Below are 12770 nucleotides of genomic sequence, written 5' to 3' on the forward strand. Positions count from 1 at the left end.
AAGGGAAGAAACCCGGTTTCTGAGATTAGCGTGCACCCTGACTTTGTAAGTAGCGAGAAACCGGGTTTCTGCGACAAATTTCGATTGAGTAGGAAAAATAAGGGAAGAAACCCGGTTTCTGAGATTACCGTGCACTAGATGGCGAGAAACCGGGTTTCTGCGACAAATTTCGATTGAGCACCAAAAATAAGGGAAGAAACCCGGTTTCTGAGATTACCGTGCACTAGGTGGCGAGAAACCGGGTTTCTGCGACAAATTTCGATTGAGTAGGAAAAATAAGGGAAGAAACCCGGTTTCTGAGATTAGCGTGCACCCTGACTTTGTAAGTAGCGAGAAACCGGGTTTCTGCGACAAATTTCGATTGAGTAGGAAAAATAAGGGAAGAAACCCGGTTTCTGAGATTACTGTGTACCCTAACTTTGTAAGTGGCGAGAAACCGGATTTTTTATTTAATCTCTCTCACTGTAATGGAATATTGTGGTGAAACAAACAAGATTTGAAATGAATGGAAAATTTAAATTAAATTTTCCATTCATTCTCAAATTTTACGCTTTTGGCTCAACCCAAAACGTCATCCCCTCAACCCTCAAACCTTTGCCACGAGTGCCGCAATATTGACCGTTAGAAGCAACAGGAGTATCACCCACATTTTGAATGTGAGCAGTGTAAAACACATCGTAATTATCAGCTTGAACCCCAGTCAGCCGTGCGGCAATTCCTTCAATTCGTTTAGCTTTACCCCGGAAACCGGCTAATTCCCCTTCCTCAATCCAAGCAGTATCGCCAACACCTTCAACGTGAGCCATGTACTGCAAATTTAAACCGGGAACCGGAGGCTCTATTTTAATTTGAAAACCTTCGACGCGGCGGCCTTGAGCTTTGGTACCCGCGTATTCTTTATCGTTAAAAGTGCGATCGCCAATTCCTTGAATGTGCGCCAACACTTTCAAACCCACAGGCCCCACAACTTGAGAACTCGCAGACGGCGCAATCCAAACCTTGATTCCTTCTATTCTCAAAGCTTTGCCGCGAGTGCCGCAATATTCGCCGTTGGAAGACACGTTGGTGTCGCCGATATTCTGAATGTGAGCAGTATAAAATACGTCATACTTATCAGCTTGCGGCCCGCTCAACCGCACGGCAAATCCTTCAATTCGTTTCGCTTGACCGCGAAAACCGGCTAATCCCCCTTCGCCAATCCAAGGGGTATCGCCAACACCTTCAACGTGAGCCATATACTCGACTGTTAATCCAGGAATTTGTGGCTCGATATTAATTTGAAATCCTTCAACGCGGAGGCCTTTACCTTTAGTGCCGGCGTATTCTTGAGCGCTAAAAGTGCGATCGCCAATTCCTTGAATGTGCGCTAAAACTTTCAATCCCAAACCGCCCTCTACTGGCACTTGTTGAATCTCGCGAGGTGCCCCAAACACAATGTTGCCGGAACCGGTTGCTTGGAGAGATTTAGGTACTTCCACGCTAGGAACGATAATCACCTCGTGCATGGGGGCAGAAGGTGCGGGGGATTCCAAAATCTGAATTTGTGGTGCAACTGTAACTTGTTTCGGCGCGACATTTCCCGACGGGATGATAATAACTTCGGGCAGAGGTTCGGCGCTGATTTTTGGTTCGGTTGCTGCTTTAAATACGGGTTCGACTTTCGCAGGTGCTGCTTTTACCATCTGGGAAATAGTTAATTTGCCTCTGGAAATAGCGACGGCTATTTGTTTCCCAAAAGCGGCACTGACTGTTTCTTCGAGGATCACCCACTGTTCGTCATCTAGTTTGTCTTGCTGCTCCACCAGGGCGAGCACTGCTGCAACTGGGTGTTTGCCGCTGACTAAGGATTCTGCGTCGGAATGCAGTTGAGTTGGGGTTGATTCGGAAATGGCGCGGTGAAGTTCCCGAGCTCTGCCATGAACTGATTGTAAGGGCGCGAAGTCGCTTTGTTCGCGGTGGACGATCGCCAATACTCGATCGAGCACTTGCAAAGCTGCGTCGCGAATTCCTGCTTTACCTGCGGAAGCTGTGGCTGTCTCTACTAAGTTTTGAATGTCTTTGAGGGAACCAATATCCCCTGGCGCGAGGGCGGATTTATTGAGTGCGAGTGCTTTTGTTTGGACTTCTGCAAAGTTTCGGCTGTAGGCGCTAATTTCTTGAAGTAAGCTGTCCGAGGGAGGAAAGCCCGAGTCTTGCAGTTGTTTGGCTGCTCCTGACAGGCGATCGGCTAAATTAGCATAAGTTTCCGATAATCTGGCTATTTGTTGTAACAAATCTTTATGTGGTGCTTCCATAGGTCTTGCCGTAAATATTTAACTTGCTGATTATAGACGGTGAGAGCCTTCTGAAGGTAGAAGGCAGTAGTCAAGAGTCATTAGTCATTAGTCATTAGTCATTAGTTATTAGTTCCAGGGAAGAAGAAGAAAAATGCTCCCCTCTCCCCCCTCCCCCCCTATCCCCCTCTCCCCCAATCTCCCAATCTCCCAATCTCCCCCAACTGTCAACTGTCAACTGTCAACTGTCAACTGTTGAACCCCCCTCTCTCCCTCGTGATCCATGTCACACCCGTGCAAACACTTAGTCACACTTTGCGAGTCCGGCTGTCACGGCCTGCCCTTAAAAATGTCACACAAATTGAGCAATAGCCGTCACTGCGGAGTCAGTGAAAACCGTTGATACTGAGGCTATTCAACAAATAAAACTCCGAAGTGTTATGGTACTGATTCGCGATCTCGCCCAACAAGCTCTGAGCCTAGGTTATTTAAGTCTGGAAGCCGAAAATCAACTGCGGCGGATGTTAACCACCACAAAGTATGACCTGGAAGACTTAAATGCTTTTATGAATTTGCAACTAGCAGCCATGTCCGGCTTGGTAAAACAAGAGTCTCGCGAACTCAAACAATTTGAAATATTTGGGGAGACCGCCTCGGAAACTGCTTGTTGGTAATTATTTTGCTTTGGACACCTTGAATTTTAGTAAGGAACATTTCGATCGTGCTGATTCGTGAAGTTGTAAAACAAGCTATTGACGCTGGATATCTGAGTTTAGAAGCGGAAAATGAAATGCAGCATATTTTTTCCTCGTCAAAGTGTGATTTGGAAGATTTGAATGCTTTTATGAGCTTGCAGTTAGCTGCGATGGCGGGTCGCGTGCGGCAAGAGTCTTTGGAATTGATAAGTTTGCCCACTATTTATGGAAAAAATTAATCGTGTTTATTCGGTCTTTGGGCTGGACACACATTGATTAGTATGCCTGACAATTAACTAATATTATAAGTTTGTTTTTCCCTAATTATTATAACGCAATACCGTTAACTTAAGGCAGATTACCCCTACTCCCCCGAGCGAAGCAGGACAGTTTAATTGTCGTAAAAATAAACTTTAAACTACCGAAAGCATCGCTCAAAGGTCGGATAGCATCTGGGATGCAACTGTTATATAAATAAAAGGTACGTAGTTGGGCTTTAGCCCTCTTTTTATATAAAAAGAGGGCTAAAGCCCAACTACGTACCTAATTATAACGATGATAACTTATCAGACATAATACCCATGAAACCTTTCACAAAATTAACTTATTTATGGCTAGATGATAATCTAATCGCAAATAAGACTTGTCCCCTCAAAGCAGAGTCTATCTGTCACTTTTAACGGCTGCAAAAAAGTACAGAGCCACGCGAGTTGGGCGCTCGACTATTTGGGACGACTTCGACGCTCCAATACTTTAATTACTGCTATATAAATCCTAGACAACAATACTTCGGACATTTTTAGATCTAAGGAGAGTATCTCAAACCCTTGATGGCTATAGGGATGAGTATTTTTTCAATGTTTGAGTCTAGCCCGCTCGTTTCAAAAAAACATTAAAAATGCCAGGGCTTACGCTGTAACGCTTACAGAGTCGTTAAAAAACTGTCCGAAGTATTGAGACAAGTCTAGTCATTACTTCTCGTTTCATCGGGGGCATCGGAGCGGCTATCCCTCAACGAGCTTTCAAGGTTAAGCCAACCTCGATATGTTCAGACTGGCATTCAGATCGCGATCGATAGATATGCCACACGAACAACAATCATACGTGCGTTTTTTAAGCGGCATATCTTGAATATTCCCACAACTAGAGCAAGTTTTAGAACTTGGGTACCACCGACTAATTATCATTAGTTCGGAACCAAATTTTCGACACTTATATTTTAGTTGTCGTCTGAATTCATGAAATCCACAGTCAGCAATTGCTTTAGCCAACCTATGATTAGCCATCATTCCTGCTATGTTTAGGTCTTCAATTACTACTTTCGCGTGGTTTTTGCTTAAATAAGTAGTAACGTGATGAAGAGTATTATTGCGGAGATTGGCAATTCGACTGTGTTGACGAGCCACTTTCATTCTCGCTTTAAATCGGCGATTGCTGCCTTTCTTTTTTCTAGATAGTTGTTTTTGCAGTCGCTTCAGTTTCGCAGCCTCTTGGTAGTAATACTTGGGATTTTTAAACACAACTCCTGTCGAAAGTGTAGCTAAAGTTTTCACGCCTAAATCTACACCAACAACTTCATATTGTTTGGCTATTACTTGCTGACTCTGCTCGTAAGCAAAAGATAAATACCAGTCATCAGCAATCCTAGAAATTGTTATTTTAGAAGTAGTAACATTTGGCAATCCTTCAAACGTCCGAATCCAGCCAATTGTAGGCAATTTAATCCTTACCCCGCCAACTCTCATCGGCTTGCCACCAGCATCAAGAGTGAAAGCATCGTGTTGAAACTTCTTTTTAAAATGGGGATAAGCACCCAGTCCTTTAAAGAAACGATCGAACGCATTACCTAATTGGTCGAAAGCATATTGAGTGATCTTTTGACAAATCCCTTTTTCTTTAATCCATTCCAGCTCTGGCTTGACGTAATTATTGAAAAACTTTTTGAGAATATAATATTTGTTGGGCTTTAATCCATCTTGGTACAAGTTTTGCCAAGTCGCCAAACCCCAATTGTAAGTAAAACGAGCTATTCCAGCGTGTTTACTCATCAATTGTTTTTCGGCACTTGTTAATTTTAACTTGGTCTTGATTGATAACAGCACAAGCATCAATTAAATAACTTTCTCAATAGTACGCTTTGTCGTCTAGGTTTGTCAAGTGTTTCTATTACCTTATTTGTCTAGCCTTTGTCAACCTCCCATCCAATAATTCCGCCAACAAACATGGCCAAGCACAACCTTAATAGTATGCCTAGCCAATTATCGGGAGACCACAAGTTTGCGATCGACAATGTTTTGCTGCCAATACTTAATCGGAAGATTTTAATATTACCGCAGCACGATGTCCGATCGCAATCTGACTGATAAATCTTCTTCCGGGCGAATCACGATCACGTCAACACTGCGACGCCCCAAAAATACGCTAGCTAAAGCACCGATGCTAGCACCTCCCAATACTTCTTCAGTGGCAATTGCCTTGTCCCCGGTAATGCCTGCTAGGGCTGCTGCTGCTGCTGCACCCAATGCTGCACCTTGCGCTACTGAACCTGTGCCGGCACCTTTTTGAACTCTTTCGGTTCTGGTAATAACTCCGGAATAGCCATCAATCCGATAGCGTTGGCGGCGGCTGACAATTAACTCTCTGGCAACAAATTGAGTACCGCTTTGATTGCCCCTTCTAACCGGTCGCAATTCCCCGACAATTTGGCTGCCTGCGGGGATTAATACTGTTCCTCGATCTGTGCGGATGTCTCGCGATACTGTTAAAGTCAAAGGTGAGGTTTCATCGCGGGTAACAACAATTTTTTCTTTTTCATAGCTAACTGGAATTACACTGCCCGACGGAATTCGGATGCTATCATATTGTGAAATTCGTTGTTGAGCTTGTGCGGGAGTAGCTACCACCAGCGGCGCGCTGGTTGCAACTGTAATGCCTGCTGCGAGGATTGCTGCTGTTGCTGAACGCCATTTGTGAGAAGTAATCATATAATTTGGCTCCTTGGTTTTGTTTTGTTTTACTTAGGAATGTACTACTGCTAAATCTGTTTCGCGTTTCGGATTCATTTGATGTTTTAATGATGGCAGGTGGAAATTCTGCAAGTTGGGAAGATAAGGTAGATAATCAAGAATTTTTAATTTTGGCAAAATCTCGAAAATTGGCAAGGCTGGGGCGATCGGGAAGATAAGGAAGATAAAGGAGAGATTGGGATTCATTGTCCTTTTAGCAGTTAAGCTGAAATCCTAGCAGGAAACGCCGGACGAGCTTAATTCTTGAGAGCGTTTAATGCTAACAACGCTGCACCGAAAGCTGGTTCGGATCGGGGCAAAATTACCTTAGCATTCGGGGCGATCGCACTTATCCCACTTTCAAACCTACCTCGGAAATTAGCTTCTGAACCCCACACACCTCCGATCGTCACAATTTCAAATTCTTCTGTGGGGCTAAATAGCGCGGAAATGGCGGTTTTTGTGCAAAATGTTAATTCTGCCACAGCACGACTAATAATGCCGTCAGCGACGCGATCGCCCTCTGCTGCTGCTCGATCGACAATCGGGGCTAAAGCTGCAATTTCTGTCACTCCCCAACCCCGCCGGTAAATGACTTCTACCAATTCTTCTAGGTTGTTGAGGCGTAAATGCTGTTGAAATTTTTCCGCCAGCACGGTAAACTCCGAGCGTCCATCACAGAACTTCAAGGCAGCTTGCAAACCGGCAACAGCGATGTCATATCCGCTACCTTCATCGCCTAAAATATATCCCCAACCGCCGACTCGTTTGGTTCTCCCTTGACGGTTTTGGCCGAAAACGATCGAACCAGTTCCAGCAATAACCGCGATACCGACTGGGTTGCCGGTACCACCCACAAGTGCGATCGCGCAGTCGCTGCAAATTACGATATTTCTGGGCAAGAGCGATCGAGTTACTGGTAAAGTCTTTGTCAACTGCAAGTTCTGCACTACAAATTGCACTATTTCAATATCTTTTGGACGCGCGACGCCTGCTAGTCCCAGACAAATTCCTTCTATGTTGAGATTGCTATTTGCCTCTATTTTAGCGGACATAACTGCTCGTTCGATGGCCACTTCAATAGATTTTTTGGCTGTCTCGATTCCCTGCGTTTGATAATTTGACGGCCCTGCTTCCCCCCGTCCCAAAACAACTCTGTTTTCGTCTATTAAGACGCAGATAGTTTTAGTTCCGCCGCCCTCGATGCCGAATACGTAACTCATGGATAATTTAGAGAATGAACCGCATAGCAAGCCCGACCGACGCAGATATCTCTATTCTACGCTTGATATAATTTGATTAAATCGACAGGGCAATGCTAATAATAATTAAACCAAATAAAGCCAACCAAATGACATTTCGCTGACACCAATTTTTGATTGATTGGGGCCAGCCGCCACTGATATAACGGCTCGTCTGTGGTACCAGTGGCTCAGCTCGATCGTGATAAAGCGTGCATTCTTTGGCGAAGGGACGCTGGGGGTAGTTGCAGGTGTCGTCTTCGTGGTAAATACAGGTAGCGCACAGAAATTCTGCCGATGGCGATCGATAGAGCGGGATACCCGGATGACCGAAAGCTTTGAGAGGGGTTTTGCAGTGGGTGCAGGCGATCGCTCGGGAATCTACAGGTTGGTGACAGCGGGGACACTCAGGCATTGGATAGCAGGGTGATGGGGTAATTTTGTCGGGAGGCTTTTTAGCGGGTTTTCCGAACGCCCATGGGCGGGTTAAACTCGCCAGCAGGCTGCTGGATGCTCCAAAATAGAAAGGTAGGTCAGTGCTGATGTAACTAAAATTGTACAAAGGGTTTCGCAGCGACCGCAGGCGACCTGAGCCGATCGGGTATTTTGGGGCAAACAGTAGGAAAAATCTATGGATAACAATAGCAACTTACTCAAACAACTGGTAATGCTGGGCATTGGTACTACCTCCTTGGTGGCGGAGAAATTGCAGGAAGCCAGCGAGCAATGGGTCAAAGATGGCAAAATCAATCCCGAGCAAGCCAAAACCTTTGTCGATGACGTGACTGAACATCTCAAGTCCGAGCAGGGAAATTGGGATACGCAGTTGCAGCGCCAACTCCGGAATATGCTGCAAGATATGGGCGTTCCCCGACAGTCGGAAATGGATGAGTTGCGCGGCAGGCTCGATCGACTCGAACGTCAGATGCGGGATCTAGAAAACCGTAACTGGCGCTAAGTGCGATCGCACGCTCTCGCTGCTCGGACTTGTGATAAAATTGTCAACCGAACGCAGAAGGCTCAATCAGGCACTTATGAATGAAAGCAGAAGGTAGAATTACAAAGATTCTGACTTCATACTTTCTTTTGCCTTTAAAATTAACTGGCACCCGCTATTTTTGGGCGGAAAAGTTCAGATAAAATTTTGTAGTTCTTGTTGTACTAGATGTCTTAGATATCTGAGATATCGCGGTTAAAAGTGTCAGGAGGATTAATTGTGCAAGGAATTCTGGTCAGCTTGGGCATAATGCTGGTTTGCTTTGTGTTTTTGATAGTCGCTCAAATGAGCGGCTATGTACCTACAGCAGTTGCCTCCGAAGTGAATAATCCTGTAACCGATGCTGCGCTTGAGATACTCTCAGCGAAGTCTTTCACTGAAGATAGCTTGCTAGTAGCTGATGCTAATTTACCAAAAGAACCAGCTACTATTGCTGGCAATAACATGACTGGAAATACAGAGAAAACTGAAAATACTGAGAAAACTGTTACCACAGGTTCAGGTCTGAAATATGTTGAATTGAAAGAAGGTAATGGGGCGACTCCAAAAACCGGTCAGACGGTTGTAGTGCACTACACTGGCACTTTGGAGGATGGCACGAAATTTGATAGTTCGCGCGATCGCAATTCTCCTTTTCAGTTCAAAATTGGCGTCGGTCAAGTAATTAAGGGTTGGGATGAAGGTGTCGGTACAATGAAAGTTGGAGAACGCCGCAAGTTGATTATTCCCCCTGAACTAGGTTACGGTGCTCGCGGTGCGGGCGGGGTGATTCCTCCTAATGCTACGCTGATTTTTGATGTGGAATTATTGAAAATCGCTGGCTAGGTAGCTCAACCTAACTAAGCGTAAAACTTTTAATCTGTTTGTAAACCCGGTTTTTGTCTTAAGAAACCGGGTTTCTGCGTAAATCCTGGTTGATTTAAGTAAATTGACCTAATTATATCATGCGCGATCGATTGACCCCAATAAGTAAGGTTTGTAGTGCGTCCTGGTGTCCGCAAAATGCTGCGGACACCAGGACGCACTACAAACAATGAAGAGGATGGGAAAAATGAATCGTCTTCTTCTTTCTTCCTTCTTCCCTCTTCCCTCTTCCTTCTACCTTCTTAAGAGCGCTTCGGAGATGCTAAATTGCGGAACGAGGTATATTGAGCGTCAAATATTAGTTTGATGATACCTGTGGGGCCGTTTCTGTGTTTGGTGATGATGACTTCGGCAATTCCGCGATCGGGCGAATCAGGGTTGTAATATTCATCGCGGTAGAGCATAATTACTAAATCCGCGTCCTGCTCGATCGATCCGCTTTCTCTCAAGTCTGACATCATCGGCCGCTTATTTGTCCTCGCTTCCACACTTCGACTCAACTGAGACAAAGCAATAATCGGCACGTTGAGCTCGCGGGCTAAACCTTTGAGACTTCTGGTAATTCGAGATAATTCTTGCACGCGATTGTCGCTGCTACCTTCCATTAATTGCAGGTAATCTAGCAATATTAATCCGAGAGCTCCGCCTTGTTCGGCTTGGAGGCGGCGGACTTTGGAGCGAATCTCCATTACTGTAATATTAGGAGTATCATCAATAAACAGCGGTAGTTCTGATAAGTTACCAATGGCTGTACTGATTGGCTCCCATTCATTTTGACTGATTCTGCCCGATCGCAATCTATTACTTTCTATTTTGGCTTCACTGGACAGAATGCGCTGCACTAGCTGTTCTTTCGACATTTCCAGGCTAAAAACGGCAACCGGTAATTTTTGCTGTCCGGCGGCGATGTGGTGGGCGATATTGGTACAAAAAGCAGTATTGTGAACGCAGATATCATTAGCCACAAAATTGTGTGTCTCCGGGATAGTTAAGTCATAGACTTGCTTGTTTCCCATTGGTTCTATCGAAACTACTTCATCCCAGTAGACCTCACTATTTGCTAGTTGTTTCAGCGACAAATTATCTAAAGCAGTTGCTAAAACTAAAAATCTTTCCCTGGACAGTGCACGTTTACCAACGTGAATATTGGAAGAACCTTTGATACCTGCACGTTTTGCTAGCGATGCCCAAGATTCGTTGCCTTTTGCTAAGGCTAAATATTCCCAAGCTTCCACTGGAATCAAATCACGGTTATTGTGAGATATTTTATTTTCTAGTGCTTCTGCTACTTTAGCTATTGCTGCTTCTTTGCCAAAAATGCCAATCTCTGATATAAATATTTTGATAGATTTTGCGTCAGTAATATCAATAAACCAAGCTGGGTTGCGAGTATTTTTGTATTTGACTAAACGCTTTTTGAGGGCGGCAATGATGCCAAATCTCAACAGTAGATGCTGTACGTGTCTGGCTAGTCCTTCGCTGACAGAACAGTAGCCTAGTTGAGATTGACCGCTGGTAAGTAGAGTGGCCCAGCCGTCAGTTGAAAAAAGGCGGTTGAGGAAAAGGGCAACTTGCGATCGCCGCAATCTAAACACTATATCCGGTACGGTTTTTTGGTGAGCATTTTTACCCATCAAATCTAACTTTTCTAACCAATGTCTCAGGGGATTTTTATGACTTGTATTAATAACATCCATTCCCTCATCGGCTAGGTGTTCTGGTTCTACTCTTAAAACTCTACAAATGCCATAAAGTAATTTTTCATTGGGAAATGCTATTCCTTCGATCCAAGACCTAACTAATCGCGCTGGAACTTCCAATTCTAACGCTAATTTTTTAGGATCTAAATCTCGTTTTATCAGGATTATTTTTAAATTATAACCAAAGTTTTTCATACTATCTGTGCAGCTTTCTCGATCGCCCATAACGTAGTATTCTGGTGCGCGTCTCCCTTGGTCGTTGAATCGCAGCCTAAGACCTCCGAAGCTAGTAGCAGCTTCAGCAAAGTCTTTTAGTATAGCAGTATTTCCATTAGTGAAGTGTGGCGCACTCCGTGTCAAACACCCGTCGCCAATTAGATAGGCTAATAGCTTAACTTCACAGTCGCGGATGGTTTCTATGCCAAAAACATTCATCCTGCGGGGGACAGCAATTTTATCACCTACTTGTATTTCCCCCAACTGTCGCCATCCCTTAATTGTTAAAAACGGGTGTGTAATCGTAGTTTCTATAAAACGTCCCAATCTGGTTGTGACGCGAAATACAGGCTTAATTCCATCATCTATAAAAGCTGATGGTCTAGTTAGGTGAAATTGCAAATCTTTTCCTAATGTCAGTAATTCTGCTTGACGTTTCTGATAGATTTGTTGTATTGTAGAGATACTTCCATCACTCTCTAATATTACGGTACAGCTTGCTTGGCACTTGCCCATGGCCGGGCGAGCAGCAACGATGATTAAATCCGATCGCTGAAAGCCTCCTGTCATCGCATCTAAATCATAAAAACCGCAGGGAATACCGGGAAGCGTGAGCCCTTCATTGCGATTTTCTAAGTCTTGAAATGTTTGATTTAGGGTTTCGCCGATGGATACTAAATCTTGTTGCGGGCGGTCTTGAGTGATGCCAAAAACTTCTTGTTCGGCGCGGTCTAAGACTGTTTCTAATGGCGCTGATGTCTCGTAACCTAATTGTACTATGTTGTTGCCGGCTTCAATCAATCGGCGGCGCTGATATTTGTCTTCGACTAGGGCGGCATATTGGTCGATGTTGACTGCTGAAACTGTACGATCGACTAATTGTGCTAATTTAGTTAATCCTCCGACTTGTTCTAACTGGTTGCGATCCGTCAGCCAAGTCGTTACGGTCATCAAATCCGTCGGTTGACCTTGCAAAAATAATCCTAATGCCGATCGATAAATGACTTGATGAGCGGTGATGGCAAAAAACTCCGGTCGCAAAATTTCGGCAATTCGGGAAATAGCTTCGGGATCGATTAAAATCCCGCCCAAAATAGCTTCTTCTGCCTCTATGTTTGTCGGCATCAAATCGCTCATTAGTCAATAGTTACTGGTTATTGGTTATTAGTTATTGGTTATTGGTTATTGGTTATTAGAAAAACTATTGACCACTGCTTTCATGCCCTATGCAGGCCGATGCCCTGTTTGCCCTGTTTGCCCAATTACCAATGCCCAATTACCAATTACGATTACATCGGAACAACTTGAACATCAACTTCGGCGGTAACTTCTGCGTGCAGTTTGATTTCAGCTTTGTATGTACCAGTGCCGCGAATTTCGGGCAGGGTGATGCCGCGCCGATCGACTTCTTGACTGGTAGAGTTGAAGATCAGCTCTGCTACTTCTTGGTTGGTGACAGTACCAAAAATCGCGTCTCCTTCGCCGACTTGCTTGGAGATGATGAAAGGCCCGGCTGCTTCCAGGGCGGTTTTGCGGACTTCTGCTTGCTGCTTGAGCTCTAGCTGGCGCAGTCTTTCTTCTTCTCTGCGGCGGGCTGCTTGCTTGAGAATGCCGGGAGTGGCTTTAAATCCCATTCCTTGGGGTACTAGGTAGTTGCGGGCGTAGCCTGGGGCTACTTCTACTACGTCGCCAGCTTTGCCGAGTTTGCTGACATCTTTGTTTAAAACTAATTGGACGCGCTTGGCCATGATCGTTGCTTCTGGGTTTTAACTCGAACAG

General features: G+C 44.7%; 12 protein-coding genes. 4 read left to right on the top strand and 8 right to left on the bottom strand.

The features are described 5' to 3' along the window. Positions 1 to 545: 545 nt before the first annotated feature. The gene (locus QZ918_RS11470) at positions 546 to 2294 is read right to left on the bottom strand and encodes a hypothetical protein (protein ID WP_293334847.1); all 1749 of its coding nucleotides are present in this window, start codon (positions 2292 to 2294) and stop codon (positions 546 to 548) included. Positions 2295 to 2713: 419 nt separating this feature from the next. Here QZ918_RS11470 and QZ918_RS11475 point away from each other — a divergent pair, with 419 nt between their 5' ends. Both QZ918_RS11475 and QZ918_RS11480 read left to right on the top strand, forming a co-directional pair. Beyond that, a complete protein-coding gene (locus QZ918_RS11475) occupies positions 2714 to 2947 on the top strand; it encodes a hypothetical protein (RefSeq protein ID WP_293149962.1) in 234 nt (77 codons plus the stop codon). 44 nt (positions 2948 to 2991) lie between these two features. Further along, positions 2992 to 3207, top strand: a complete 216-nt coding sequence (locus QZ918_RS11480; RefSeq protein WP_293149964.1) for a hypothetical protein — start codon at positions 2992 to 2994, stop codon at positions 3205 to 3207. A 789-nt stretch (positions 3208 to 3996) separates the two neighbouring features. Here the strand turns inward: QZ918_RS11480 and QZ918_RS11485 are convergent. The 5 genes from QZ918_RS11485 to QZ918_RS11505 all read right to left on the bottom strand — a co-directional run bounded on the left by QZ918_RS11485 (position 3997) and on the right by QZ918_RS11505 (position 7629). Next, entirely contained in the window at positions 3997 to 5076 is a 1080-nt protein-coding gene (locus tag QZ918_RS11485) for an RNA-guided endonuclease InsQ/TnpB family protein (protein ID WP_293334850.1), read from the bottom strand. Positions 5077 to 5295: 219 nt separating this feature from the next. Then, positions 5296 to 5952 (bottom strand): hypothetical protein, encoded by a 657-nt coding sequence (locus QZ918_RS11490; protein ID WP_293334853.1) that lies wholly within the window; start codon positions 5950 to 5952, stop codon positions 5296 to 5298. Positions 5953 to 5985: 33 nt separating this feature from the next. Then, positions 5986 to 6180, bottom strand: coding sequence for a hypothetical protein (locus tag QZ918_RS11495; RefSeq protein ID WP_293334856.1), 195 nt, complete (start codon positions 6178 to 6180; stop codon positions 5986 to 5988). A gap of 50 nt (positions 6181 to 6230) precedes the next feature. Next, positions 6231 to 7196 carry an N-acetylglucosamine kinase gene (locus tag QZ918_RS11500; protein WP_293334859.1) on the bottom strand — a complete coding sequence of 322 codons (966 nt, stop codon included), beginning with the start codon at positions 7194 to 7196 and terminating at the stop codon, positions 6231 to 6233. Positions 7197 to 7272: 76 nt separating this feature from the next. Continuing rightward, a complete protein-coding gene (locus tag QZ918_RS11505) occupies positions 7273 to 7629 on the bottom strand; it encodes a zinc ribbon domain-containing protein (protein WP_293334862.1) in 357 nt (118 codons plus the stop codon). A gap of 216 nt (positions 7630 to 7845) precedes the next feature. Between QZ918_RS11505 and QZ918_RS11510 the strand changes: the two genes are divergently transcribed. Then, complete coding sequence (locus QZ918_RS11510; RefSeq protein WP_265235356.1) at positions 7846 to 8172, top strand: phasin family protein; 327 nt, start codon at positions 7846 to 7848, stop codon at positions 8170 to 8172. 258 nt (positions 8173 to 8430) lie between these two features. Then, positions 8431 to 9036 carry an FKBP-type peptidyl-prolyl cis-trans isomerase gene (locus tag QZ918_RS11515; RefSeq protein ID WP_293334865.1) on the top strand — a complete coding sequence of 202 codons (606 nt, stop codon included), beginning with the start codon at positions 8431 to 8433 and terminating at the stop codon, positions 9034 to 9036. Positions 9037 to 9317: 281 nt separating this feature from the next. Here QZ918_RS11515 and dnaB read toward each other — a convergent pair whose 3' ends face one another. Further along, positions 9318 to 12128 carry a replicative DNA helicase gene (gene dnaB / locus QZ918_RS11520; protein ID WP_293334868.1) on the bottom strand — a complete coding sequence of 937 codons (2811 nt, stop codon included), beginning with the start codon at positions 12126 to 12128 and terminating at the stop codon, positions 9318 to 9320. Between the two features lie 152 nt (positions 12129 to 12280). Beyond that, entirely contained in the window at positions 12281 to 12739 is a 459-nt protein-coding gene (rplI, locus tag QZ918_RS11525) for a 50S ribosomal protein L9 (protein WP_293127513.1), read from the bottom strand. Between the last annotated feature and the right edge of the window lie 31 nt (positions 12740 to 12770).

The organism is Microcoleus sp. CAWBG58 (assembly GCF_020883045.1).
GTDB lineage: Bacteria > Cyanobacteriota > Cyanobacteriia > Cyanobacteriales > Microcoleaceae > Microcoleus.

Coding starts and splice junctions, on each gene's coding strand:
- QZ918_RS11470 (WP_293334847.1), bottom strand. CDS start 2,294: ATGGAAGCACCACATAAAGATTTGTTACAACAAATAGCCAGATTATCG.
- QZ918_RS11475 (WP_293149962.1), top strand. CDS start 2,714: ATGGTACTGATTCGCGATCTCGCCCAACAAGCTCTGAGCCTAGGTTAT.
- QZ918_RS11485 (WP_293334850.1), bottom strand. CDS start 5,076: ATGCTTGTGCTGTTATCAATCAAGACCAAGTTAAAATTAACAAGTGCC.
- QZ918_RS11490 (WP_293334853.1), bottom strand. CDS start 5,952: ATGATTACTTCTCACAAATGGCGTTCAGCAACAGCAGCAATCCTCGCA.
- QZ918_RS11495 (WP_293334856.1), bottom strand. CDS start 6,180: ATGAATCCCAATCTCTCCTTTATCTTCCTTATCTTCCCGATCGCCCCA.
- QZ918_RS11500 (WP_293334859.1), bottom strand. CDS start 7,196: ATGAGTTACGTATTCGGCATCGAGGGCGGCGGAACTAAAACTATCTGC.
- QZ918_RS11505 (WP_293334862.1), bottom strand. CDS start 7,629: ATGCCTGAGTGTCCCCGCTGTCACCAACCTGTAGATTCCCGAGCGATC.
- QZ918_RS11510 (WP_265235356.1), top strand. CDS start 7,846: ATGGATAACAATAGCAACTTACTCAAACAACTGGTAATGCTGGGCATT.
- dnaB (WP_293334868.1), bottom strand. CDS start 12,128: ATGAGCGATTTGATGCCGACAAACATAGAGGCAGAAGAAGCTATTTTG.
- rplI (WP_293127513.1), bottom strand. CDS start 12,739: ATGGCCAAGCGCGTCCAATTAGTTTTAAACAAAGATGTCAGCAAACTC.